The following is a 24,703-nucleotide window of genomic DNA, read 5'->3' as shown; positions in this document are numbered from 1 at the left end:
CAGCCAACATATAACGCGCCAAGGCCTAGAAAGCACCAACCCGGCATTAACCCCGACCGCTAACGCAGAACCCGTACAACCCAACACTGACCCCTGACCACCAACCCTCTCACTCAAATCGCCGCGCCAACAAACACAAAATCTCATACATGAGCGTAGCCGCAACGAGTGCGGTATTACCACTCGGATCATATGGCGGTGACACTTCCACCACATCACCGCCGACCCAGTTCAAACCATCAAGCCCGCGCAGCAGCGCCATCGTTTCGCGCGTCGTCAGTCCGCCTATCTCCGGCGTGCCCGTCCCTGGCGTATACACCGGATCGAGGCCGTCGACATCGAGTGAAAGATACGTCGGGCCATTACCCACGACCTTACGCGCCTCATCAATAATCGCTCCCACCCCCCGCGCCTCAAATTCTTCGATAAACACCACACGCATGCCACTCTCAAGCGAATACCGCCAGCCTTCATCGGAATTCTGCGCGCCGCGAATACCAATCTGGATGGTGCGCTTCGGGTCGAGCAAACCCGCTTCCACTGCGCGTCGAAACGGCGCACCGTGCGTGAATTTCGATCCCTTGAAACTATCCCAGGTGTCAGTGTGCGCATCGATATGCACCATGCCGATCGGCTGCTTCGGCGCCATCGCCTGAAAAATAGGGTAGGTAATAGAATGATCGCCGCCCGCGCTCAACGCAATCTTGCCGGCCGCAAACACGGGTTCGAAGAAACGCCGGATGTCCTCATGCGAACGTTCAAGATGATAGAGATCGGTGAACGGGACGTCGCCTATGTCCCCCACGCGGCAAACATCGAAGGGATTAAAACGCGTCACATGATGGATCGCGCGCGTCATGCTCGACATGTTGCGGATCTCGCGCGGACCGAACCGCGCACCCGGACGGGCAGTCACGCCGCCGTCGAACGGCACGCCCGCCAGCACAATATCCATCTCATTGATATCCGTGCAGTACGGCACGCGCATGAAGGTAGGGATGCCGCTGAAGCGGGGTAACGCCATCTGGCTTCGATCGGTACCGGGCATGATGTTCTCGTCAGAAGGTAGGCGGTGTATTGGTCCACAGCACACGCGTAACGGTCTTGCCGGGGTTGCGATAACTGTGCGGAACGGTGCTGGGGAAATAAAAGGTGTCGCCGGCTTGCAGCAAATAACATTCATCGCCAAGCGTCAGTTCGAACTGGCCTTCAATCACGTAACCCAGTTCCTCCCCGGCGTGGCTGATCTGCTCGTCGCTGCTCGCTAGCGGTTCAATTACGTGGATATCGCTTTGCAGCAACTGCCCCGCCGAGGGCACGATCACCCGCTCCAGCATGATCGAAAGACGCTTGCCGGCCGACGGAAACTCCGTGGTGGGACGCTCATTTGCGCGCTGCACGGGCGACGTATTGATGTCCGGTCCCGAGACGAGCGCGCCCACGTTGGTCGACAACGCCAGCGCGATCTTGTGCAGCGTCGCGAGCGAGGGCTGCGCGTGGCCGCCCTCGAGTTTGGACAGCATGCTCTCCGAACAACCCGCTTCCGCTGCAAGCGCTTTGAGCGTCAACTGCTTGACCATGCGCGCGTGCTTGAGACGCACGCCGAGCGCGGCGGACGGATCCGGCTGAACCTCGGGCGGCTTGGTCGCGGCCCGGCGCGGGCTCGCTGGTTTGCGTGCTGCGGTTTTTTTTGTGACCACCGGGACGCTCTTCCTAAAAGTAAGGGGATCTACGCGAGCACCGTGAACTCGACTTCCAGCGGATTCAACGCGTTGATCGGAATAATATCCTGCGGACACGCCGACATGACCACGACGCAATCCATCAACGCCTTGATCTCCACGTAATCCCCCGCCTTCGATACCGGCGCAAGCCATTCAATTGAGTAGTCCGGCCTGATCGGAATGTTCATCCACAAGTTGAACGGTTGCGGCACTTCGCGTGCACGCAGGCCGATCGCTTTCAGCGCGAGCCGCATGTTGTCGGCGCAATTGTCGTGATAGCCGTGCACGCCCAGGTTCTTGTACCGATACAGATCGCACGCGGCCATCAACGTGTCGTGCACACCCGGTGAGGTATCGGTGACCAGTTCGGCAATCGGCCGCCGATGATTGGTCATCAGCGGATCGCCGGCTTGCGGAATGACCTTGTCGAGCGATGCGCGGGCATGTTCGAACGACAGGAATTCGTCGAGATGCCCGGCATTGAAGATCCACGTATCGCAGACCTGGGTGCCGTGCGTGTTCGTGATGCGGATCGTCTGGCCCGACTGCACCTTGACCGCGCGGCCGTTGCGCGCCGGCACCGTGTAGGTCTTGCCAATCTCGGGGGTGCCATCGGCGGAAATGGGTTCGCGCAGCGTGGCGTTTTCGCCGAGTGCATGGCTATTGTCGTGATGATGTTCAACGTGCGGCGTGCTCATGGTGACTCCTTCAGTCGGATCGTTTTCAAGGTGCTTCGTTGCAGAGATGCACCAGGCAATGCGCCAATGCGCGGGTGCCCAGTACAAGGTGATCGTCGTCGGTGGCTTCAAGCGGGTTGTGGCTGATGCCGCCGCGACTCGGAACAAACAGCATCGCGCTCGGGCAATGTTTCGCGAGGTACATGGCGTCGTGGAAGGCGCCCGACGCGATGCTCAGTGAAGGCGCGCCGAGTGCATCGCATGCATCGGCTACGCGTTGGATAACGGCGGGTGCGAAGTCCACGGGCGGATGGATGAATAACGCTTCCGACGTCACGGCGTGGCGTGCGATGCAATTCGCGAGCTGTGTATCGAACGAGTGGAGCACCGCCGGGTTCGGGTGACGGAAGTCGATGCTGAACGTCACGTCCGATGCGATCGTGTTGATGGAGTTCGGCAGCACGGTCCACCGGCCGAAGGTGATGCGGGTATCGTTGCCGCCGAGCTGGTGCGCGAAGGCCGCGACCTCGGCGCGAATATACACGGCAAGCGTCATGGCGTCGTGGCGGGCATGCATTGGCGTGGTGCCGGCGTGGGCCGCGACACCCTTGCAACGCACCGCATACCATCGCACGCCTTGAATTCCCTTCACCACGCCCAGCGGAACCTTGGCGAGTTCCAACAAGGGCCCTTGCTCTATGTGCAGTTCGATAAACGCATGCGCGGCCTTCTCTGCAACGCGTGTATCGAGTGACGGAAACGCTTCACGATGCGCGGCGAGCGCGCTGTCGAGCGAGATGCCATCGGAATCTTTCGCCTGGCTGTAGCGTTCGATCAATGCGGGATCGACGAACGCGCTCGACCCCGTCGCACCCGGCTGAAAGCGCGTACCTTCTTCGTTGGTCCATGCCACCACTTCGAGCGGGCGGCGCGTACGGATACCGGCATCGTTGAGTGCGGCAAGGCATTCGAAGCCCGCCAGGACGCCGTAGCAGCCATCGAGCCTGCCGCCCGTTGGTTGGGTGTCGACATGGCTGCCCGTCATCCCCGGCGGCAGGTTCTCCAAACCGGGGCGGCGGAAAAACAGGTTTGCGCACGCGTCCGTTTGCACCGAGCAGCCGAGTGAGATTGCATGATTGATCAGGAAACGCCGTGCGTCGATATCAGTAGAAGACAGCGCCGGACGATCCACGCCCCCGTCTTCACGCGCACCGAAGCGAGCGAGCGTTTCTATCGATTCGAGCAGACGTGATGCATCAATGCAAGAGGCCGCCTTAAGTGCATCGTTGGACATCACGCGACTCCCGTGGCTGCAGTCAAGCTGCGATCGAACCACGGCTTCAGAAACTGTTGTAAACGCGGCGTGCGCGTATTGCCGAAGATCTGTTCAGGCGGCCCCGCCTCCACTATCTGCCCTGCTTCCATGAACACGACGTGATCCGAGATCTTCGCTGCGAAACTCATTTCGTGCGTGACCATGACCATCGTCATGCCGTCTTGCGCAAGCGATCGGATCACGCTCAATACTTCTTCCACGAGTTCAGGATCGAGCGCCGAAGTGGGTTCGTCGAGCAGCATGACTTCTGGTTCGATTGCCAATGCGCGAGCGATGCCCACGCGTTGCTGCTGACCGCCGCTCAGGGACGCGGGGTATGCATTTGCCTTCTCGGCAAGGCCAACGCGCGTCAGCGCGGCCAGCGCCTGTTTGTGAGCATCGGCCTTGCCCGTTTTCTTCGACAACACCAGCGGCGCAGCCACGTTACCGAGCACGCTCATGTGCGGCCAGAGATTGAACTGCTGAAACACCATGGACACCGGCCGACGCACTTCCGCAATGCTCTTTTCACTATCGCGATCACGTGCCGAACGCCCTGCTGAGCGATAACCAAGCAGCTGACCTTTGATCCATACCTCGCCTTCATCGTAGGCTTCGAGAAAGTTCATGCAGCGCAATGCCGTTGTCTTGCCGGAACCGGAAGGCCCGATCAGCGAGACGATTTCACCGCGTGTCACGGCGAGATCGATGCCCTTGAGCACGCGATTAGCACCATACGATTTACCCACGGCGCGCAGTTCGAGAATGGGCAATGAACTCATGAGGTTTTCCGCGAAGGAGCGATCAGCACTTGCGCCCATTGGGCAGCGAGGGCGATACATTGCGTGAGGAGCCAGTAGCACACGATCAACATCGCGTACGGAGCGATGTACGTATAGGTGGACGAAACTATGTCGCTTGCTGTCATGGTCAATTCGGGCACCGTGATGATCGACGCCACGGCGCTTTCCTTGATGACGAGAATGGTCTGGTTGGCGAGCAAGGGAATAGCGAACGCAATGGCCTGAGGCATCTCGATGCTGCGAAACGCAGCCCACCGGCTGATGCCAAAAGCGCGCGCTGCTTCCCCGTGCCCGCGCGGAACGCTGGCCCAGCCGGCGCGAAAAATCTCCGCGAAATACGCGGCCGAATAAAGCGCGAGCGACACAATGGTCGCCTGCACCGCGTTCATCGTGATGCCGATCACCGGCAAGCCGAAATAGACGATCACCAGTTGCGACAGATACGGCGTACCACGTACGAGCCACACATACGCGCGATAAGGCGCGGCAAGCCAGCGCGGGAACCGCAGCCGCAACGCATTGAGGACGAAGCCACCCAGTACGCCGATGAAGGCTGCAAGCAAGCTGACCTCGAGCGTCACCAGGATGGCGTCGGCGAAGCGCGGGATGAGCGAGAGGAAACTGTTCATGGTCGGCTCAGGTCCGTCGCGCCACGCGTCGTTCGATACCCCGACCCGCAAGCGACAGCAGCGAAGTAATCGCGAGATAGAAGCACGCCGCGAGCGTATAGACCTCCAGCGGCCGATAACTGACCGAAGACAATTGCTGTCCGACGCGCATCAGGTCCGTGACCGCAATCACCGACACCACCGCTGAAGCCTTCACTATGTCGATCATCTCCGACACCAGCGCCGGCAACGTCAACGCGATGACCTGCGGAATCTCCACATGCCACAACGCCTGGCGGCGCGTGAGATTGAAAGTCTGCGCCGCTTCGATCTGTCCGGGCGGAATCGCCCGAAAACCCGCGCCGAGGATCTGCGACTGATACGCGGCCGTGTTCATCGACAAACCCACTGCCGCCGCGACCACGCCTGGGATGGCCCACCCAAGTCCCGAGGGCACGTAATAAAACACGAGCAATTGCGCGAGGACTGGCGTGCCGCGAAAGAGGCTCACATAGACGCGCGCCGCTGTGGCCAGCATGCGGCTTTTGCTCGCGGACATCATGTAGATGAAGATGCCCGCGAAAAAGCCGCACGCCACTGCGATCGCCGAGAGCCATAGCGTCGTGATCGCGCCGTCCAAGAGTTGCGGCAGATAGCCAAGACAACGCGCGAGGAGATCGGGTGGGTTCATATCAGTCGATGTTTGATGCTTGTTAATACCTGACTACATCGACGGTTCGGGCATCGCGTCGGCGGGGACATCCATGGTCGTACCGAACCATTTCATTTGCAGCGCTTTCATGGTGCCGTCATGATTCGCGCGGGCGATGGCGTCGCTGAAAAGCTTGAGCAGCGTCGCGCTGTCCGCGTCCTTACGCGCGACCCACGCAAAATAGCTCTTCGGTCCAATGCTTTGCGGCAATACGCTGAAGACGCCCGGACGCGATTTCAGCAGCGGTCCAAGATTCGCGGCCGATTGCGCGACCGCGTCCAGACGGCCGACCGCGAGGTCCGCATAGGCTTCATCGAAGGCGACGTATTGCTTGATCTGCTTGATGCCGGGACCGCCTGCGGCCTTCAGGTTCTTGTCGAGCGTCATGAGAGCCTGCAATTGCGCCGAGCCCGTTTGCGATCCGACAATCTTGCCGTTCAGGTCATTGGGAGACTTGATGGATGCTTCATTCGAACGCACGAGGACGCCTGCGGTTGCATCGGCGATGGGCAGCGTGAACGCGAAGTGGCTCTCCCGATCCTTGTTGACGGTGACGGCGGTGATGACCATGTCAAAGCGCTTGGCATCGAGGCCTGGCAGCAAGCCCTGGAACGGCAGGTCGAGTTGCTTGAGCTTGACGTCGGGCAATGACTTCAGCACATATTGCAGGAGGTCACTGTCGTATCCCACGATCCTGCCGTTCTCAACGGATTCGAACGGCGCATAACGCGCTTCAGTTCCCACCGTGATTTTCTTGTTCGCTTTTACGCGCGCAAGCAAGTCGCCGCTTTGCGCGTGACCCGGAATCGACGCGCATAGCGCAAGCGCGCCGGTCATTGACAAGACAAACCTGCGAAGTGACTGATGCATGATGCTCCCGTGCGGCCACGCCGCAAAGAGGGGTTAGTGAATTTTGTTCAAGATACTTGAATGAAATTCACTATGCATGAAGTGTGCCATATGAAAAAGACCCGTGACGCGATGTTTTAGGCTGGCCGGCATGCACCGGAGTGGGATTTCAACGCACTCGTGCATGGATAAAGTGCCACCGTGCACAAGTCAACGGCAGCAGGGCCGCGTATTGGAACGAAAGGGGGAGGGTACGATGTAAAGAGCGGCCGTTTCCAGGCCGGCTGATTTCACTACTTTTACTCATGGCAGAGGGCTTCAATCATGGAAGCACTGGTTCTCGAAGAAGCGCGCCGTATCAGCTTGCGTCCGTTCACCTTGCCGCAAGCCGTCGGTGCGCGCGATGTACGGATTCGCATCAATACGGTCGGCATTTGCGGCAGCGATATCCACTATTACCAGCACGGCCGGATCGGGCCGTTCGTTGTCAACGAGCCGATGGTCCTGGGTCACGAAGCGGCGGGAACCGTGATCCAGATCGGCGATGAAGTGGAGCATCTGAAAGTAGGCGACCGCGTCTGCATGGAACCGGGCGTGCCCGACATGGAGTCACGGGCGTCGCGCGAGGGCATGTACAACCTCGACCCGAGCGTGCGTTTTTGGGCGACGCCGCCCGTGCACGGTTGCCTGACGCCGTTCGTCGTGCACCCCGCGGCGTTCACATTCAAGCTGCCGGACAACGTGAGTTTTGCGGAAGGCGCGATTGTCGAGCCATTGGCTATCGGCATGCAGGCGGCAACGAAAGCGAAGATAAAACCGGGGGATGTAGCCGTTATTCTGGGCGCCGGCACCATCGGCATGATGTGTGCGTTGGCCGCGCTCGCAGGGGGATGCAGTCGCGCGATCGTATGCGATCTCGTGCCGGAGAAGCTGGCACTGATCGGCGGCGTGCAGGGCGTGACGGCAGTGAACATTCGCGATCAGCGCGTCCAGGACGTGGTGTCGGAACTTACAGGCGGTTGGGGCGCGAACGTTGTGTTCGAAGCCAGCGGCAACGAAAAAGCGTTCGACGGCATTGTCGACCTGATGTGTCCCGGCGGTTGCCTCGTCCTCGTCGGGATGCCGCAACACGCCGTGCCTATCGATATTGTCGCGGTCCAGATCAAGGAAGTGCGGATCGAGTCCGTGTTCCGATACGCCAATATGTTCCCGCGCGCGATCCAGTTGATTGCATCGGGCCGGCTCGATGTAAAACCCTTCATCTCGCGCTCGTTTGCATTTGCAGACGGCATCAAGGCGTTCGAGGAAGCCGCCAGCGGCAACCCTACCGACGTGAAGGTTCAGATCGTCATGGAATAGCGAGGGCGTGTTGATTCAAGTCCATTGCTCAAGCAATGGACCTTCGCGTCCTCCAACAGGATCGCTGCGTGGAAACGGCAACGCCTCCATTGCAGCGATTTCTCCCTCCGATAACGCCTCGCGCCGGATGTCCCATTGCTGCCCTTCGGGGTACGCGCCGACTACCTGAAACCGCCCCTCCGTTGCTTGCAGGCAGTGGCCGGTTCCTGCTGGAAGCAGCACGACGTCGCCCGGGTCTAGCGAGACCACGAGTCCGCCAGGTCCACCAACAATCACCTCTGCTTTCCCCGATATTGCCCCAAGCACTTCATGCGCCGTGGAGTGGAAGTGGTGGTAGTCGAAGATGCTGTCGCGCCACTGCGGCGGCCATTCGTTGAGGGCGAATAGCGCTTCGAATGCCGGGCCGAGGTCCTTGCGGGAAGGGGAAAGCGCACGCCGGTAAATCAATACCGGCAAGCGCCGGTTGTTCGGGACCCACGCGTGCGGTGTCAGCCTGAGGATTTCATAGTCGAGGGTTGAAGCGTGGCGGGCAGATTGAAGATCGTGCTTCATGAAAGCTCCTTGATCGAACCGGATGACGAAGGTTCTATCCACGTCAGCTTTTTGCGTGCCCGTGCTCCGGCGCACGCCACATAAAGCTTTTCATCGTCGCGTTGAAAAAACTACTTCCTCATTGCTCGCCAACCTGCGCTTCGTAAAATCTTCCATATTCAATACCATTTACTGTCATATAGCTTTCATTAATGAAACTTACACTTCGCCTTCATCGCGTGTGCCTGGGCCATTAATGACAGGGACACGAGGACCCCACTCAATAGAAAACCGGACCAGACGACATGCAAGAGCAGCCCAACGTATCGCGCCGTAAAGCCCTCAAACTGCTGGTGGGCGCACCCATGCTGCCTCTAGGCGCGTTCTCGGTTTCCACGCTCCTGGCAGGCTGCGGCGGCGACAGCGCGGCGGCACCGGCCGCGTCGGCATCGTTCAAGTCCGCTTCGTTTGCTTCAATGGCCGCGCCCTCCCTCACGGACGCGGCCGCCATGGCGACCACCACGGTCGGCTCGACGCTCAGCGTGACTTACAGCGACGGCACGACACAAGCGTACAAGCTCGCCTACCAGCCGTTCTTCGTAACGGGCGACATGGTCCCGAACGGCAGCGGAGGCACGACGCTCGCCGGCGGTTATTACGACATCAACAACCAGCCGATCATCGATCAATCCGTGTCGGGCAAAGAGCGCCAGTTCTTCTCGGACTGCCCGGATGGAACCTCGCTGCTGTCACTCGATAAACCCACCATTGCCGGCATCAAGGGCAAGGCCGTGTTCGCCGTCGTGCAGTTCGAATACGCGACGCGCGACCAGAGCCTCGTGTCGGCGTATGGACAGTTGCCTTCGCCTATCGCCGTGCTCACGCTCGACCAGGATCAAACGACCGGCAAACTCACGCTCGTGAAGTATCACAACGTGGATACGTCGAAGGCGAACGGATTGTGGATCACGTGCGGCGCGAGCTTGTCGCCATGGAACACGCATTTGTCGAGCGAAGAGTACGAGCCGGACGCGACCACCATTGCAACCAACGCACAGTTCAAGGCGTTCAGCACAAGTCTTTATGGCGACGCGAGCCGCGCGAACCCGTACAACTATGGCCATCTCCCGGAAGTCACGGTGAACCCGGACGGCACCGGCACCATCAAGAAACACTACAACCTCGGACGCATCTCCCACGAACTGGTGCAGGTGATGCCGGACAAACGCACCGTCATGATGGGTGACGACGCGACCAACGGTGGCCTCTTCATGTTCATCGCGGACCGGGCAGAGGACTTGTCCTCGGGCACGCTGTATGTGGCGAAGTGGGCGCAGACATCATCGATGGGCGCGGGCTCGGCCAACCTGACGTGGATCAGGATTGGCAGCGCGACGAGTGCGGAGATCGAAGCGATGGCGTCGAAGCTAAAGGCATCCGACATCATGGACGTGAGCACCAAGGACCCGCTCGACGCGAGCTTCACGAAGATCAATTTTAACGGCACGTTCAACTGGATCCGCATCAAGCCCGGCATGGAGAAGGCGGCGGCGTATCTGGAGACGCATCGCTATGCGGCGTATATCGGCGGGAGCATGGGTTTTACGAAGCTCGAAGGCACGACGATCAATGCGAAGGACAAGATCGTGTACAGCGCGATGTCACGCATCGAGAAGTCGATGGTGAAGGGCAACTCGGCATCGACCGATGTAGCCGTCGATAAAACCATCAACGCCGGTGCGGTCTATGCGTTGAACCTGAAAGCGGGGCAGAGGGACACGAGCGGCGCCGCGATCAACAGCGAATGGGTGCCAGTCGACATGGCTGCGCCAGCCGCGCTGGTGGGCGAAGATCTTTCACCAGCGGATGCGCTCGGCAATACCGCGAGCGCCAGCAAGATTGCGAACCCGGACAACGTGAAGTTCTCGGAGAAGTTGCGCACGCTGTTCATCGGCGAGGATTCGAGCATGCACGTGAACAACTTCCTGTGGGCTTACAACGTGGACACGCAGACTTTGTCGCGCGTGCTGTCGTGTCCGGCCGGCGCGGAATCGACCGGCCTTCACGCGGTTGACGAGATCAACGGCTGGACTTACATCATGAGCAACTTCCAGCACGCGGGCGATTGGGAAAGCCCGGTTCACGACAAGGTGAAGGCCGCGCTGGACCCGCTCGTGCGCGCCAACTACAAGGACCGCTTCGGCGCCACGGTCGGTTACCTGACCGCGGACGCCTCCAGCATCAAGCTCGCGAAGAGCTGATCAAAAAGTCAGCTGCCCTTTTGATAACCGTCGGTCAGGGTATGCAGGAACGCGATGATGTCCTTCATCTCCTGATCCGTCATCGCGGGCTTGTCGCCGAACTTGCGGTCGAACGGGGCGTCGGCCACATCGACATTCGCGTGGAACTTCGCCGGCAGGTCATCGTACTTGTTGACCTTGCCGTCAGCGCCCTTCGGATAGAACTTCTCCGGCGCCGTATTGCGGTCGTTGTAGAACGACATGACGTCGTCGAGCGAATGATAGACGCCGTTATGGAAGAACACTTGCCGCGTAGCGGAGTTCCGCAGCGTGGGCGTGAGGAACATGCCGCAATACTGCGTCTGGTCCTTGATATCGTCACGGAACGGGCCGCACACGCCCATGTCGTAGAACTTCGGATCGTGGTTCACAGCAAGCGTGGTGTTACGCGGAACGCCGAGCGCTTCGTACTGGTAGTCGGTGAACATCGGCGGGATGCCGTCGGCACTCGGCTTCGACAGATGGCAACCGGCGCAGTTGGCCATGTCGGGATTGTTGAAGAGGCGCAAGCCGCGCAACTCGGTTTGGGAGAGCCGCGCCTTGCCTTCGAGCCAGTAATCGTATTTGCTCGAGTACGGATGGAACGACTGCTCTTCGACCTGATAGCGCGCAATTGCGAACATGGCCTCGGAGACGGTGAGCTGCGTGCTCTGGAAAATATTTGCGCCGAACAACTTCGTGAAGTCGTCCTTGTACGCCGTGCGCTGCAATTTTGCGGCGACATCGGCTTCGCTGCTATTGGCCATTTCCACGGGGTTGAGCATCGGGCCGGACGCTTGAGCTTGCAGCGTATCGGCGCGGCCGTCCCAGAAGAATCCGCCTTGCGGCACCATGGCCGGCGCAGCGGGCGCGACGCCCGCATTCTTTTGCGCCTTGGCGGTTCCTGCGGCTTGCGAGGCAAGCGCGGCGAAATCCGGCGGCGCTTCGGCTTCACCCGCGTCGGGGCCAATGCTGAAGTTAGGCTGCAGATACAAATACATCAGGGAAGGCGGCGGACGGTAGCCTTCCAGATTCATGTGCGGTCCGCCCAGCTGCACGGAAAGTTTGTTCGGCGGTCCGTAGGCGTGGTCCGGGCTGTGACAGGACGCGCAGGACTGTTTCCCGGAGCCGGACAACGACTCGTCGAAGAAAATCTTCTGGCCGAGTTGCGCGACCGCGCTCAGCGGCTCGACCGGCGGACGGGAGAGTACGACAGGAGCCGGATTGGCGCCCGTCAGGTCTTCCACGACAGCGCCCACGCGGGCAGGTACTTGGGAGGGGAACGCGACGGCCCATGCGCTGAATCCGACGGCGCCCACGACCACGGCGGCGAGGCATCCGAGCAAGACATGTTTCGGGCGGGGAAGGCGTGGCTTCTCGCCTGTGGTGGGCGTAACCGGAGGTATGACGGTGTGCGACATGTGAGCCAGGAAGCAGAAGCAGCATTGAAAAAACGCCGCCGGCCAATTGCCCGGCGGCGACGCGACAAGAACATTGCCGCCTGCGTCAGTGAGCCGACGCAGGCGTTCAGACTACGATCAGATCGCGGGAACCGATGCGACCGGCGTACCCAGGTTCGGGTCGACGAACAGCGTCGGGTTGTTACCCGGACCGCTGAAGTTGAACATGCCGTTGATGCTGCCTGCAGTCGCGTCGAACGAACCGCCACCGAGACGCGCACCGTTGAGCCAGTTGTCTTCAATGAAGCGAACCACCGAAGCCTGGGTAATCTGCGTGTGGTCCACGTAGTTCACCTTCGCCCACGGCGAGATCACGACGAATGGAATACGCGTGCCCGGACCGCAGCGGCCGTTCACCGGCGCGCCCTTCACACCCAGCGGAGCCGTAGCCGTACCGCACGTGCCCGCACCGTTGACCTGGTCGGCGATCGCATCGAACGACGCCGAGGTCGGCACTGCGTAAGCATGGTCGTACCAGCCGTCCGAGTCATCCCACGCCACGATCACAGCGGTGCTCGCCCAGTCCGGCTGCTGCTGCAGGAAGTTGACGATCTTCGCGGTGAAAGCCTGCTCATCGAGCGGATCCGAATAACCTGCGTGGCCATCCTGGAACGCCGGCGCCTTGATGAAGCTGACCGACGGATAGTTACCCGCCTTGACCGCTGCAATGAAGTCGTCGGTGTCGTATTGGTGGTTTGCGGGTTCCGGCGTCTTGCCATCCGCTTCAAGCGACAAGCCGATCACTGCCGTCGAGCTCGGACGTGCGTGCGTCGGGTTAGCCGTCGATGCGAAGTACTGGAACCAGTTGTGGTGCGGGACGTAGTCGGCAGTAGCCTGACCCACGACCGGCGACAACGTGCTGCGCTTGCAACCCGTCGTGCCGTTGCTGTTCACGGTCGCCAGGTTGAAGCCGCCCATGAAGCCGCCCCACGAGATGTTCTGCGCGTTCAGCAAGTCGCCGATGTTCTTGGCGGCCAGCAATGCGGTGTCGGTCGTGCTCGAGCAGATATCGTTGGCCGGATCGACGTCGTTAATCAGCGTGAAGCCGCCTTGACCGTCGTTCACGTAGTACGAGCCCGTGTTCGTTGCACTGACTGCGGCCGTGCTGAACTTGACCGGCGTCAGGCCGTTCGTTTGGCCCGACACGACTTCGAGTGCACCGGGCGTCGACGGACCGTACGTGGCCGTGTACGCGTTGTCGCTCATTGCGAAGTGCTGCGCGTAGTTCCACAGAGCGCCGACCGTGTTGCCGTCGTAGTAGCCCATGACCTGGCCTGCGGTACCGAATGCGCCTGCGCCGCCTGCCGTGCCCTTACCCGTGAACTTCGGGAAGAGGTCGGCTGCGCCGTTATCGTAGGCGTGTTGTTCCGGCGTGTACGAGTGGTTCTGGTCGGCGGTCGCGGCTTGCGTCCGGTCCAGGCGGAACGGATTGGCTGCGCCCGTGCCGTTCGCCGTATTCGTGAAGTTGGGGTTGGCCGTCAGCAACGTGCCGCTAAGCCCATTGATTGCCGGCGTACCTGCAGCCGGCGTGAATGCCGGTTCGCCTGCCGGGTTCGCTGCGTTCGGGTAAGTCGCGAAGTAGTGATCGAACGAGACGTTCTCGTTATAGATCACGACGACGTGCTTGATGGGGGTAGCGGTCGCGATCCGGTTCTGGATGGACCCGCTGCTGCTGTTGTTGCTGCCGCCGCAGGCATATAGGCCGATGGCCATTGCTGCGGTGGGTACGCCAACCATTAAGGCTCGACGAAACATGTGTGAAGCTCCCGATGTCGTTGTTTCAGTGCTTGTTGTGGCCGCGTGGCCTTTGGGGACGGGTGCGGACTAGGATGCGGACTGTTCAAAGACCTTTCTTTCGATCCGAGCGCATTGGAACACTTGCGTATGAACCCTAAAAGACGGTCCGCTTTCGCTGGGGTTACGTGAAAATAACAAGCAGAAAGAGTCGGTAAGGCCGGACGTCAAATCACGCTGGAATCAGCGCTCCAACGCTGAATCCACGGTTTGACAGCGGCACTTTTAATTGCATGAAAAAGCTCGAATGAAGCCCATGGCAATGAGTCGCTTGCTTTCACGCGGACGTCACAGAGCGCTTCGATAATCGCTTCTGTAAACGTTTTCATTTCATTCTTGCCATCACTCATGCACTCGACCATCAAGGACGTTGCCGCGCATTCAGGCGTGTCTATCGCCACTGTTTCGCGTGCACTCAACGCACCGCAATTGCTGAATGCGGAGACGCTTGCCAAGGTGCGCGAATCGATCGAAGCGCTCGACTTCATGCCCAGCGCACGAGGCCGCCAACTTCGCGGCGTGCGCACGCGGCTGGTCGGCGTGGTCGTACCCACGCTCGCCAACCCGGTCTTCGCCGAGTCGTTGCAAGGCATCGATGAAGCGGCCTCTGCCAGTGACTATCGGCTGATGCTGATGACCACTGCGTATGACAGCGCGCGTGAGCGTCGCGCGATCGAGACTTTGCGCGAGCAGCGCGTGGATGGCCTGATCGCGACAGTCGCCGATGCCGAATCCAACCCGTTGCTGGACGAACTTGATCGCATCGGCTTGCCTTATGTGCTGGCGCATAACGACACGGCGTATCGCGCGGCGGTGTCGGTCGATAACCGGCGGGCGGCGCGTGATGGCGTGTGTGCTTTGTTGCAGCGCGGGCATCGTCGAATCCTGATGCTCGCGGGTTCGTTCGCCGAATCGGACCGTGCGCGCTTGCGGTATCGCGGTTACGAAGACGCGATGCTCGACGCCGGTCTCGCGCCTCATCCACCGCTTGAACTTGATTTCAATGCAGACGATTTACCGGCTTCGCTGCTCGCTCATCTCGCCGATCCTGTTCGCCGCCCCACTGCGCTTTTCTGCAGCAATGACCGCTTGGCGATTATCGTGATGCGCGGTTTGCGGCATGCGGGCTTGTCCGTGCCGCACGATATTTCAGTGCTTGGTTTCGATGGCATTCCGCTTGGCGAATGGTTGTCGACAGCGTTGTCCAGCGTCGCCACGCCGAACCGCGAGATCGGCCGGTGCGCGTGGCTTCATCTCGCCACGCAGCTCGGCCTTCCCGGCGATACCACCAGCGGCCCCATTCCGTTCAAGTTGCCTCATAGCGTAAGAACCGGCGCGACTATCGCGTCATTGATCGATCCCGCGGCCACAACGGCCTCCCTCGTATCGGAGAAACCTGCATGAAAATCCGTCATGTCCTCGCTACGCTGCTTGCAGCGACGGCTACGTTTTGCGCGGCCGGCGCGGCTTATGCCGACAACACGGCGATTTGCTACAACTGTCCGCCGGAATGGGCGGACTGGGCGAGCCAGATTGCTGCTATCCAGAAGCAGACCGGCATCCGCGTGCCGTTCGATAACAAGAACTCCGGCCAGGCGATCGCGCAGATGATGGCCGAGCAAAAGAGCCCGATTGCGGACGTGGTGTATCTCGGCGTGTCGTCGGCGTTCCAGGCGAAAGACAAGGGTCTCGTGCAGCCGTATAAACCTGCGCATTGGAACGATATCCCTGCCGGCATGAAGGATCCTGACGGCTCCTGGTTCGCGATTCACTCCGGCACGCTAGGCTTTTTCGTGAACAAGGATGCGCTCGATGGCAAGCCGGTACCGCGCTCGTGGGCCGACCTGTTGAAGCCGGAATACAAGGGCATGGTTGGGTATCTTGATCCGTCATCGGCGTTCGTGGGATACGCGGGTGCAGTGGCAGTGAATCAGGCGCTGGGCGGCACGCTCGATAACTTCAAGCCCGGTCTCGACTGGTTCGCGAAGATGAAAGCGAACGCGCCGATCGTGCCGAAACAGACCGCTTATGCACGCGTGATGTCGGGCGAGATTCCGATTCTTCTGGACTATGACTTCGACGCGTATCGTGCGAAATACAAGGATCATGCGAACGTTGAGTTCGTGATTCCGAAGGAAGGCACGATCGTGGTGCCCTATGTGATGAGTCTCGTGAAGGGCGCGCCGCATCAGGCGAACGGCGAGAAAGTGCTGGATTTCGTGCTGTCGGATGAAGGACAGCGCCTGTGGGCGAACGCGTATTTGCGACCGGTTCGCGGTGGAACGTTGCCGCCTGATATCGCTGCGAAGTTCTTGCCGGCGTCGGAGTATGCGCGCGCCAAGGACGTCGACTTCGCGAAGATGGCCGCGAAGCAAAGCGCGTTCGGCGAAGAGTATTTGCGCGTCATGCACTGACACTTTAGCGATGCAAGATTCCACCTTCTCCACCCGCGCGCGGGTCTTCCTGCTGGCACCCGCGCTGGCTGTCTTCTGCGCGTTCTGGCTGCTGCCGCTGGTCGCGTTGCTGCAGGCCAGCGCGGTGCCGGACGCGTTCACCGCGTATCGCGAGGTCCTGACCAACGCGCGTTATCTGCATAGCTTGCTCGCGACCGTTGCGTTGTCGCTGGCGGTGACGGCGGCGACGTTGGTATTGTCGACTATCACCGGTTTGTTTCTCGCGCGACGCGAGTTGCCGGCCAAGCGCTTGCTGGTCGCGCTGCTGACGTTTCCGCTCGCGTTTCCCGGCGTGGTGGTGGGGTTCATGGTGATCATGCTCGCCGGGCGCCAGGGGTTGATCGGCGCCATTTCAACACGGCTGACGGGCGACCGCTGGGTGTTCGCTTATTCACTCAGCGGCCTGTTCCTGGGCTATCTTTATTTTTCGATTCCGCGCGTGATCGTCACTGTGATGGCGGCTGCGACGAAGCTGGATGCGTCGCTGGAAGAAGCGGCGCGTTCGCTGGGGGCATCGCCGTGGCGCATCTTTATAGACGTGATCATGCCCGCGCTGATGCCTGCGTTGATCGCGGCGGGCGCCGTGTGTTTTGCTACCGCGATGGGCGCATTCGGCACCGCGTTCACACTCGCCACCGACCTCGACGTATTGCCGATGACCATCTACACCGAGTTCACGCTGAACGCGAATCTTGCGACGGCGGCGGCGTTATCGATCGTGCTGGGCCTGGTGACGTGGGCCGTACTGGCGGTTGCGCGCAGCCTCACCGGCGCGACTGTTGCCGCAACTGCATGAGGACGCTTATGCCTGAGTTCCTTAAGCCGCGTCGTCTGCTCGTTGCAGGGCAACTGCTGCTGACGCTTGCGCTGGTTGCGTTCATGGTCGTGCCCGTGGTGATGTCGGTCATGGCCGGATTGACCGTCAACTATTTTCGCGGTGTATCGAGTGGGCTGACGCTTAAATGGCTCGAACAAGTGTGGGCGATGTATCAGGGTTCGGTCTGGCTATCAATTGAGATCGCGCTTGCGACGCTTGCCATCACGCTCGCGATTGGTGTGCCGGCAGCGTACGCACTGGCACGCAGCAATACGCGCTGGGCGCGGTTTGTCGAAGAACTCTTGGTCCTGCCTATCGCGTTGCCGGGTCTCGCTACGGCGTTGGCTTTGTTGTCCGTGTACGGTGGCTGGAGCGCGTTTCGATCGAGCATGTGGTTCATCGTTGCAGGGCACGTGGTCTTTACCCTGCCATTCATGGTGCGCTCGGTTGCAGCCGTTTGCGCAGGCACCGATCTGCGAACCATGGAAGAGGGCGCGGCCAGTTTGGGCGCGTCGTTCACGCAGCGCTTCCTGACAATCGTGCTCCCGAATGCGCGTCCTGGCATTGTCGCTGGTGCGCTCGCGGTGCTGACTTTGTCGATAGGTGAATTCAACCTGACGTGGATGCTGCATACGCCCGACACCAAGACTTTGCCCGTCGGTCTCGCCGATGCCTACGCGTCCATGCGCCTTGAAGTCGGCAGCGCCTACACCATTCTTTTCTTGCTGATGACCTTGCCGTTGCTGATTGCGATGCAATGGCTGGGTGTCGATCCGGTGGGCGCGCAGAGTGCGCGTGCCGCGGCGAAACGCAAGCGCGCGTTATCGAAAAGCAGTGCTCCAGAGCAGCAACCACTTACACAACCTGTAGAGACTGCACGATGAGACTCGAAGCCGTTCCCGTCACCCTCAGCCGTTGCGCGAAAACATTTCGCGGGCAGCGCGTGCTCGAACCTGTCGATCTCAGCATCGAACCTGGCGAAACGCTCGTGCTGCTCGGACCGTCAGGCTGCGGCAAGACCACTACGTTGCGGTTGATCGCGGGCCTGGAAAAGCCCGATGCCGGCGGCCGCGTGAGCTTCGGTGCCGACGATGTCACGGCATTGCCTATCGAGCGTCGTCAGGTAGGCATGGTGTTCCAGAACTACGCGCTGTTTCCCAATCTCACGGTGCGCGGCAACGTGGGTTATGGCTTGCGGATCCAGAAGGTCGAGGTCTCGGCGGCGCGTCGACGGGTAGATGAACTGCTTGAAATGACCGAGCTGACGGCGCATGCCGACAAGTCGATTACCGAGTTGTCCGGCGGTCAGCGTCAGCGTGTTGCGCTGGCTCGCGCGCTGGCCCCGAGGCCGCGTGTATTGTTGCTCGATGAACCGCTGACCGCACTCGACGCCCGCTTGCGCGAAACCTTGCGTGCCGAGATGAATGCGTTGCTGCGCGAACTTCGCGTGACCAGCATCTATGTCACGCATGACCAGTCCGAAGCGATGGCGCTGGCCGACAGGATCGTGGTGATGAGCGCCGGGCGCATCGAGCAATGCGGTACGCCGCGTGAGATTTACTACCAGCCCGCGAGCCGCGCGGTGGCGCAATTCATCGGCACATTGAACCGGGTGACGGGCGAGTGTCGCGATGACGCATTCGTCACGCTTGGCGGTACGATTAGCGTCACGGGGCTCGTTGCGCAACTGCGCGCGCGCGAGGGTGCACGGTCGGAAATTTTCTTCCGACCGGAAGATGCAGTGCTTGTCGACCCGCAGTCTGCGCAGTTGCGCGGCGCGGTGGAGTCGGCGCTGTTTCTGGGTGAACGCACCCGGTTGAAAATCAGGGACGCGGCACCGGATGCATTGATTGTCGATGTGCCCGGCCGCGTTGAACTGGCGCAGGGAACGGCCGTGGGGATATCGGTGCGCGATGAAGGATGGGTTGCGCTGCATTGAGGCTTCGCGTTCGCTTCAGGTCAAACCAAGGAGATGCCATGCTGCTCGCTCAAATCACCGATTTGCATATCAAGCTTCCCGGTGTGCTTGCGTATAAAAAAGTCGATACCGCCGCTTGTTTGCGTGCCTGTGTCGAACGGCTGAACGCGCTGAGCCCGCGTCCGGATGCCGTGCTTGTGACCGGTGACCTGGTGGATTTTGGCACCGCCGATGAATACCGGCATCTAGCGGCGTGTCTGAAACCGTTGGAAATACCGGTGTACCTGATGGTCGGGAATCACGACGATCGCGCGGCGTTGCGCGAGGTTTTCGATGCGCATTATTTGCACGACAGCGGTACGGGTAGCGACTTCGTGCAATACGCGTTCGATCTGCACGATATGCGGGTCATTGCGCTGGATTCGCAGAAGCCGCGGGAAAGTCCGGGCACGTTATGCGACGCGCGTCTTGCGTGGCTTGAACGTGAGTTGAAGGCGGCTGACGGCCGGCCGGTAATTGTGGCGTTGCATCATCCGCCGTTTGCTACCGGTATTGGGCATATGGACGACATGGCGCTCGACGCGCAGGCGTCGGCGAAGCTGGAGGCGCTGATTTCGCGGTATCCGAATGTGGAGCGCGTTTTGTGCGGGCATGTGCATCGGCCGGTGCATAAGCGGTTCGCGGGGACGATCGCTTCTATCGCGCCGTCGACCGCGCATCAGGTGGTGCTTGATCTGCATGCCGATGCGCCTTCGGCATTCGTGCTCGAGCCTGGGGCGTTCGCGTTGCACTATTGGACGGCGGGCGTGGGGCTTGTGTCGCATCATGAATACGTTGAGCAGTTCGACGGGCCGTATCCGTTTTTTGACGACGATGGGGCGTTGGTGGATTGAGGGTTTAGCCGGTGACGACTCCCGCCGCCAGCCCGCCCACTTTCACAATCAGCCCACCCCCGCCATCGCGATTGCGCACCTCGAGCGTAGCCCCATGCCGCCCCGCAATGCTTGACGCAATCGCGAGTCCCAGTCCGCTGCCCGATCCCTGCGCACCGGCACCGCGATAAAACCGGTCGAAGACACGGTTGAGTTCATCGGGGGCAATGCCCGTCCCTGTATCGATGACTTCAACGCCCACACCCTGTGCATCGCGCGCGAGGATCACATCGACCTTACCGCCCTCGGGTGTATGGCGAATCGCGTTATCGATCAGGTTGTTCAACAGGATTCCCAGCGCGTGTTCATCGCCCAGCACGACATAGTTGTCCGATGTATCGCGCCCGCGCTCCTCCAGTCCGAGATCGATACCCTTGGCCTCCGCCAGCAACGACAGATCACTCACAGACCGCTCCGCAAGCCGACGCAGACTCATGAGCGTCGTGGAAGCCGCCCGGTTCGCATCCTCGCGCGCCATCGCTAATAACTGATGTGCAAGGTGGATGATCCGGTTCAACCGCCCCTCAAGACGTTCCAGTGTCTGGCCATCGCCTTGCAACGTGCCGTCGCGACGTGCCGCCTGAAGTTGCAACTTCAATGCGGTTAGCGGCGTGCGCAACTCGTGGGCTGCGTCGGCAACAAAGATTCGCTGCGCCTGCGACGCGTCGCTTAATCGCCGGAGCAAGTCGTTCAACGCATCGACCAGCGGGCGGATCTCCACGGGTACTCGCGTGCCCACTTGCAACGGTTCAAGCGAGTCAAGCGAGCGCCGCGATAACGCCCGCGACAATCCACCAATAGGCGCAAGGCCCCGCGCCACGACAAACAACACCAGCGCAATGGTCACGGGCACGACCAGCGCGAGCGGCCACAACGTGCGCCATGCGAGCCGCAACGCCAGATCCTCGCGAACGGAGAACGGTTGCGCCACCTGGATGTATCGGTCCGGCTGCTGCAGGCCAAACACACGCCACGAATAGTCATCGCGTTTAATCGACCGGAATCCCTCGGCGACGCGCGGCAACGCTGGCTCCTTGAGCGAGTGATAAACGAGCTTGCCTTGCTTGTCCCAGATATCGATGGCGATCCGGTCGTCGGCTATGCCGTTGAAGTCGTGGCTGGCCCGGTCGGCAGCATCGGCCGCAGCAATATTCCCGGGTAACGACAACGCGACGGTGCGCAGTTCGTAATCGAACAACTCGCTCGCCTCGCGGCGCGCGGTGTGGAAGATGCCATAGGCCGCGATCAGCGACGTCGCCGCCAGCCCGAAGATCAGCCAGCCGAGCAGCCAGCGGCGAATGGATGTCATTCGAGTCCCTTGAGCCGATAGCCCACGCCCCGGACCGTCAGTATCTGCTCCGCGCCAATCTTGCGCCGCAGGCTGTGGACATGCACTTCAATGGTATTGCTGCCCACTTCCTCGCCCCATCCGTACAGCTTCTCCTCCAGCTCCGCACGCCTGAATACGCGCGTGGGCTCCTCGATCAGCACCTGGAGCAACGCGAACTCGCGTGGCACCAGCGGCAACGGCACGCCGGCCTTGCTAGCCTCGTGCGACGCGGGATCCAGCGCTAGCTCGCCATGCGTATAAACAGGCTGCTTTTGTCCGGTACGACGCCGGAGTGCAGCGCGCACGCGTGCGGCGAGTTCGTCGAGATCGAAAGGCTTCATGAGGTAGTCGTCCGCGCCTGCATCTAGTCCGCGAACGCGGTCGTCCACCGCATCGCGCGCCGTCAGGATGATGACCGACGCCGCACCGCCCGCTTTGCGGTACGTGTTTAACACCTGTATGCCATCGCGTTTCGGCAGGCCGAGGTCGAGCAAAACAAGGTCGTACACCCCATTGGCAAGCGACAGGTCAGCGGCGCGTCCATCCGCCGCCCAGTCGATTGCGTAACCCAGCCGGCGCATGGAATCCAGCACGGTCTCGGCAATCATTTCGTCGTCTTCCACCAGTAATAGCCGCATCGTGAAGTTCCCCGGTCTTGCCAACAAGTATCGAGCATGAATTGTCCCTGGAAGGTGCTTAAGTATTCCTTAAGCGTTTCTTAAGCACGGACTTCCAGGAATCAATCGCTGCTTGTCCGAACGTCGAAAATTGCCAGTAATCCTTAGTATTCGGCGATTATAAACAACTGAAAAATTACAGCCCTGAGCGACAAGTCAGCCGCTAACAAGACCTTAAGCATGTCTTAAGCAACTGGGTAGCACAATGCGTGTAACTGTGTGTAATAATTCACCCCCGTCCTGGATATCCCGCTGACACAAGCCGCATTAATGAATATTCAAAACGCCCGCCGCTGGGCGCCGCGAGGCAAGCGAGTGTGGTTAATGAGCGCGCTTGCGCTTTGTATCGCAAGCGGCGTCAGGCTTGCCTTGCACCCGTTCCTTGGCCCGGTCATGCCGGGCGTCGCCTTCTGCATAGCGGCGGCCATGGTCGAATACTTCTTTGGGCTCATCCCTTCGCTGACGGTCATGCTGTTGGGACTGGGCATTGCCGATTACCTGTTCGTGCCACCTTACGGCGAGATTGCTGTCATCAATCGCGCTGACGTGATGCTGGCGATTTCTTATCCGCTTGTCACGCTTTCCACGATTACCCTTATTGAACGGCTCCGACGCGCGCAGTTCAGCGCAGAACTGATAGCGGCGGTGGCTCTCTCGCGCTATGAAATGCTGCTGCGCGCCGATAACGAGCGTGCGCTTTCGCGCCGTGCGGTGGACGAAACGCATCGGCTCGTGCGGCATCTTCCGCATTATCACGACGCCATCATCCTGCTGCAGGCGGTCGATCGCAACGCGGCGCAAGGCGCGAAGGAAATGGCGCCAGGGCGGCTTTTTGCCAGTGCGCATCCTGACGATATCGAAAGGCTTCAGCGTGGTTTGCAACCGGGGCGGCATCGCGTGCGCATTGGTTCCGGCGATGGCGTGCATAAACTCGTGGAATGCATCTGCGAGCGTTTTACCACGCATGCCGGCGAGTTCCTGATCTTGCGCAGGGTTGATTAGCGTGACCAAGGAAACGCCCGCGTTGAATACGTCGACCTTCTACTCCGGCAGCGACCATGCCGTCCTGATGCTGCACGGCCTGTCCAGTTCACCGCTTGAAATGCGCCATCTCGCGCGCTATTTGAATAGCGAAGGGCTCACCACGTGCGTGCCCAACCTCCACGGTTACAGCGCAGGCACGCCGGAACTGAAGATGGAAGCGTGGGTCACGGCTGCCGTGAAGGAATTCGATGCGCTGAGCGCGCGTTACCCGCGCGTGTCCGTGTGCGGCCTGTCCATGGGCGCCACGCTGGCGCTGGCGCTGGTGCGTGAACGGCCCAGCGCGCAGGCTATCGTGCTGCTGTCCGTCACGCTCGACTACGACGGCTGGGCCATGCCGTGGTATCGCTTCCTGCTCGGCTGGGCGTATTACACGCCGTTGCGGCATCGCTGGCGGTATCGCGAAGAGTCGCCGTTCGGGCTGCGCAACGAGGCGTTGCGCGCGAAGGTCGGCCGGGCGATGCAGCGCAACGACCTGAGCGAAGTCGGCCCGTCGAGCATCTCGCTTCCCGCATTGCACGAAGCCAGCCGGCTCGCCGCCAGCGTGAAAAAAACACTGGCCGCGCTGAAGAACGATTGCCTGTTGATTCACGCTATCGACGATGAGACGTCAAGCCCGCGCAATGCGCAATTCGTCGCGTCCAATATTGGATCGACGGTCATGCGCACCATCTATCTCGACGATTCGTATCACATGATCACCTCCGACAACGAGCGGGAAATCGTCGCGCGCGAGACAGCCGTGTTCCTCAAGGAAAGCGAAGCAGCCAGCAGTGCGGAAGGTGGCGCGAAGCCGGTGGTATCGAAGGCGCTGGCCCGACGTCTCCGGCAGATGGCCGCGATCGGCAAATAAATCCTGGGCTACAGCCCTGCGGCGGCCCAAAGCGGCGCCGAAGCTTTCAAATCAATTCTGGGTAGTTGAACGTTCCGCGCGCGGATAAGCGTCGCTTAAGCATGCCTCGCGCACTCTATGCGCAACGTGGATTCCGCATTGCCGGGAAGAAAGCGAGGCCTTGTTCGAGATTGAAAGCTAATTCCGCCTGGCGCAAGCCCGGAGAGACCGTCATGCAAACCACCCTGTCGATCACATTGCGCGCTCACGCGGTGCTGTTGTCAGCGTCGGTGGGAGTGCTGACGGCGGTATGCCTTTGCATTGTGTTTGTGCTCCGCGTACCGTTGGACGATTCGGGTACGTTCGGACTCCGGATGACATTATTCGTTATCGCGGGACTCGGCGCGCTGTTTGCGCGGCACAAGGCAAGCTGCGCGTTCAGGCACGCGTTGCGGAACCGCCAGATCCGGTTGAGCGACGTCAACGCGAACGATATTTCGATCAGCAACGAATGCCCGCACGCGTGGCTGGTTCAGATGTACGTTGAGCTTTGTCCGGTGGCGGCGCGCCGGCAGATCGCGGACCTGTAGTG

At 60.6% G+C, this 24,703-nt stretch carries 25 protein-coding genes; 11 read left to right on the top strand and 14 right to left on the bottom strand.

Annotated elements, in window-relative coordinates:
* Positions 1 to 109: 109 nt before the first annotated feature.
* From speB to ACSQ83_RS22195, 8 genes are all read right to left on the bottom strand, one after another.
* The gene (gene speB / locus ACSQ83_RS22230) at positions 110 to 1,048 is read right to left on the bottom strand and encodes an agmatinase (protein ID WP_414951648.1); all 939 of its coding nucleotides are present in this window, start codon (positions 1,046 to 1,048) and stop codon (positions 110 to 112) included.
* 10 nt (positions 1,049 to 1,058) lie between these two features.
* Positions 1,059 to 1,601, bottom strand: coding sequence for a cupin domain-containing protein (locus ACSQ83_RS22225; RefSeq protein WP_414951680.1), 543 nt, complete (start codon positions 1,599 to 1,601; stop codon positions 1,059 to 1,061).
* Positions 1,602 to 1,729: 128 nt separating this feature from the next.
* Positions 1,730 to 2,422: a DUF1989 domain-containing protein gene (locus ACSQ83_RS22220; RefSeq protein WP_436229627.1), complete on the bottom strand. Its 693-nt coding sequence runs from the start codon at positions 2,420 to 2,422 to the stop codon at positions 1,730 to 1,732.
* A 25-nt stretch (positions 2,423 to 2,447) separates the two neighbouring features.
* A complete protein-coding gene (locus ACSQ83_RS22215) occupies positions 2,448 to 3,695 on the bottom strand; it encodes a M20 family metallo-hydrolase (RefSeq protein WP_436229626.1) in 1,248 nt (415 codons plus the stop codon).
* Positions 3,695 to 4,498, bottom strand: coding sequence for an amino acid ABC transporter ATP-binding protein (locus ACSQ83_RS22210; RefSeq protein ID WP_414966294.1), 804 nt, complete (start codon positions 4,496 to 4,498; stop codon positions 3,695 to 3,697). The genes ACSQ83_RS22215 and ACSQ83_RS22210 overlap by 1 nt, the downstream gene beginning before the upstream one ends.
* Positions 4,495 to 5,148, bottom strand: coding sequence for an amino acid ABC transporter permease (locus ACSQ83_RS22205; RefSeq protein WP_436229625.1), 654 nt, complete (start codon positions 5,146 to 5,148; stop codon positions 4,495 to 4,497). The genes ACSQ83_RS22210 and ACSQ83_RS22205 overlap by 4 nt, the downstream gene beginning before the upstream one ends.
* A gap of 7 nt (positions 5,149 to 5,155) precedes the next feature.
* On the bottom strand, positions 5,156 to 5,818 hold the full coding sequence (locus ACSQ83_RS22200; RefSeq protein ID WP_436229624.1) for an amino acid ABC transporter permease: 663 nt from the start codon (positions 5,816 to 5,818) through the stop codon (positions 5,156 to 5,158).
* A gap of 33 nt (positions 5,819 to 5,851) precedes the next feature.
* Positions 5,852 to 6,709: a transporter substrate-binding domain-containing protein gene (locus tag ACSQ83_RS22195; RefSeq protein ID WP_436229623.1), complete on the bottom strand. Its 858-nt coding sequence runs from the start codon at positions 6,707 to 6,709 to the stop codon at positions 5,852 to 5,854.
* A gap of 303 nt (positions 6,710 to 7,012) precedes the next feature.
* Between ACSQ83_RS22195 and ACSQ83_RS22190 the strand changes: the two genes are divergently transcribed.
* Positions 7,013 to 8,047 (top strand): NAD(P)-dependent alcohol dehydrogenase, encoded by a 1,035-nt coding sequence (locus ACSQ83_RS22190; protein ID WP_436229622.1) that lies wholly within the window; start codon positions 7,013 to 7,015, stop codon positions 8,045 to 8,047.
* A gap of 15 nt (positions 8,048 to 8,062) precedes the next feature.
* Here the strand turns inward: ACSQ83_RS22190 and ACSQ83_RS22185 are convergent, their stop codons facing one another.
* Positions 8,063 to 8,599: a cupin domain-containing protein gene (locus tag ACSQ83_RS22185; protein WP_436229621.1), complete on the bottom strand. Its 537-nt coding sequence runs from the start codon at positions 8,597 to 8,599 to the stop codon at positions 8,063 to 8,065.
* A 284-nt stretch (positions 8,600 to 8,883) separates the two neighbouring features.
* On the opposite strand from ACSQ83_RS22185, the gene ACSQ83_RS22180 reads away from it, so the two are divergent.
* Entirely contained in the window at positions 8,884 to 10,839 is a 1,956-nt protein-coding gene (locus tag ACSQ83_RS22180) for a PhoX family protein (RefSeq protein ID WP_436229620.1), read from the top strand.
* Between the two features lie 8 nt (positions 10,840 to 10,847).
* Here the strand turns inward: ACSQ83_RS22180 and ACSQ83_RS22175 are convergent, their stop codons facing one another.
* The 3 genes from ACSQ83_RS22175 to ACSQ83_RS22165 all read right to left on the bottom strand — a co-directional run bounded on the left by ACSQ83_RS22175 (position 10,848) and on the right by ACSQ83_RS22165 (position 14,461).
* On the bottom strand, positions 10,848 to 12,278 hold the full coding sequence (locus ACSQ83_RS22175; RefSeq protein WP_436229619.1) for a cytochrome-c peroxidase: 1,431 nt from the start codon (positions 12,276 to 12,278) through the stop codon (positions 10,848 to 10,850).
* A 117-nt stretch (positions 12,279 to 12,395) separates the two neighbouring features.
* Positions 12,396 to 14,072: a phospholipase C gene (locus tag ACSQ83_RS22170; protein ID WP_414951659.1), complete on the bottom strand. Its 1,677-nt coding sequence runs from the start codon at positions 14,070 to 14,072 to the stop codon at positions 12,396 to 12,398.
* A 206-nt stretch (positions 14,073 to 14,278) separates the two neighbouring features.
* Complete coding sequence (locus ACSQ83_RS22165; protein ID WP_436229618.1) at positions 14,279 to 14,461, bottom strand: hypothetical protein; 183 nt, start codon at positions 14,459 to 14,461, stop codon at positions 14,279 to 14,281.
* Between ACSQ83_RS22165 and ACSQ83_RS22160 the strand changes: the two genes are divergently transcribed.
* From ACSQ83_RS22160 to ACSQ83_RS22135, 6 genes are read left to right on the top strand one after another with little or no spacing between them, the layout of a single operon-like run.
* On the top strand, positions 14,460 to 15,515 hold the full coding sequence (locus tag ACSQ83_RS22160; protein ID WP_414951661.1) for a substrate-binding domain-containing protein: 1,056 nt from the start codon (positions 14,460 to 14,462) through the stop codon (positions 15,513 to 15,515). The genes ACSQ83_RS22165 and ACSQ83_RS22160 overlap by 2 nt on opposite strands.
* Positions 15,512 to 16,525 carry an ABC transporter substrate-binding protein gene (locus tag ACSQ83_RS22155; protein WP_414966286.1) on the top strand — a complete coding sequence of 338 codons (1,014 nt, stop codon included), beginning with the start codon at positions 15,512 to 15,514 and terminating at the stop codon, positions 16,523 to 16,525. The genes ACSQ83_RS22160 and ACSQ83_RS22155 overlap by 4 nt, the downstream gene beginning before the upstream one ends.
* 10 nt (positions 16,526 to 16,535) lie before the next feature.
* Positions 16,536 to 17,360, top strand: coding sequence for an ABC transporter permease (locus ACSQ83_RS22150; protein WP_436229617.1), 825 nt, complete (start codon positions 16,536 to 16,538; stop codon positions 17,358 to 17,360).
* Positions 17,357 to 18,265, top strand: a complete 909-nt coding sequence (locus tag ACSQ83_RS22145) for an ABC transporter permease (RefSeq protein WP_414951664.1) — start codon at positions 17,357 to 17,359, stop codon at positions 18,263 to 18,265. The genes ACSQ83_RS22150 and ACSQ83_RS22145 overlap by 4 nt, the downstream gene beginning before the upstream one ends.
* A complete protein-coding gene (locus ACSQ83_RS22140; RefSeq protein ID WP_436229616.1) occupies positions 18,262 to 19,320 on the top strand; it encodes an ABC transporter ATP-binding protein in 1,059 nt (352 codons plus the stop codon). Before ACSQ83_RS22145 ends, ACSQ83_RS22140 begins: the two co-directional genes overlap by 4 nt.
* Before the next feature lie 38 nt (positions 19,321 to 19,358).
* Positions 19,359 to 20,192 carry a phosphodiesterase gene (locus ACSQ83_RS22135; RefSeq protein WP_414951666.1) on the top strand — a complete coding sequence of 278 codons (834 nt, stop codon included), beginning with the start codon at positions 19,359 to 19,361 and terminating at the stop codon, positions 20,190 to 20,192.
* 4 nt (positions 20,193 to 20,196) lie between these two features.
* On the opposite strand, the gene ACSQ83_RS22130 is transcribed toward ACSQ83_RS22135, so the two are convergent.
* The gene (locus ACSQ83_RS22130) at positions 20,197 to 21,540 is read right to left on the bottom strand and encodes an ATP-binding protein (protein ID WP_414951667.1); all 1,344 of its coding nucleotides are present in this window, start codon (positions 21,538 to 21,540) and stop codon (positions 20,197 to 20,199) included.
* Positions 21,537 to 22,199, bottom strand: a complete 663-nt coding sequence (locus ACSQ83_RS22125; RefSeq protein ID WP_414951668.1) for a response regulator — start codon at positions 22,197 to 22,199, stop codon at positions 21,537 to 21,539. Before ACSQ83_RS22125 ends, ACSQ83_RS22130 begins: the two co-directional genes overlap by 4 nt.
* 309 nt (positions 22,200 to 22,508) lie before the next feature.
* Here ACSQ83_RS22125 and ACSQ83_RS22120 point away from each other — a divergent pair, with 309 nt between their 5' ends.
* The 3 genes from ACSQ83_RS22120 to ACSQ83_RS22110 all read left to right on the top strand — a co-directional run bounded on the left by ACSQ83_RS22120 (position 22,509) and on the right by ACSQ83_RS22110 (position 24,701).
* Positions 22,509 to 23,240, top strand: a complete 732-nt coding sequence (locus tag ACSQ83_RS22120) for a DUF4118 domain-containing protein (RefSeq protein WP_414951669.1) — start codon at positions 22,509 to 22,511, stop codon at positions 23,238 to 23,240.
* Between the two features lies 1 nt (position 23,241).
* Positions 23,242 to 24,132, top strand: coding sequence for an alpha/beta hydrolase (locus ACSQ83_RS22115; RefSeq protein ID WP_436229615.1), 891 nt, complete (start codon positions 23,242 to 23,244; stop codon positions 24,130 to 24,132).
* 212 nt (positions 24,133 to 24,344) lie between these two features.
* On the top strand, positions 24,345 to 24,701 hold the full coding sequence (locus ACSQ83_RS22110; RefSeq protein WP_436229614.1) for a hypothetical protein: 357 nt from the start codon (positions 24,345 to 24,347) through the stop codon (positions 24,699 to 24,701).
* Positions 24,702 to 24,703: the final 2 nt, after the last annotated feature.

This window comes from Caballeronia sp. LjRoot29, assembly GCF_964252755.1.
Lineage (GTDB): Bacteria > Pseudomonadota > Gammaproteobacteria > Burkholderiales > Burkholderiaceae > Caballeronia.
This window is presented reverse-complemented; position numbering and strand designations above follow the sequence as displayed.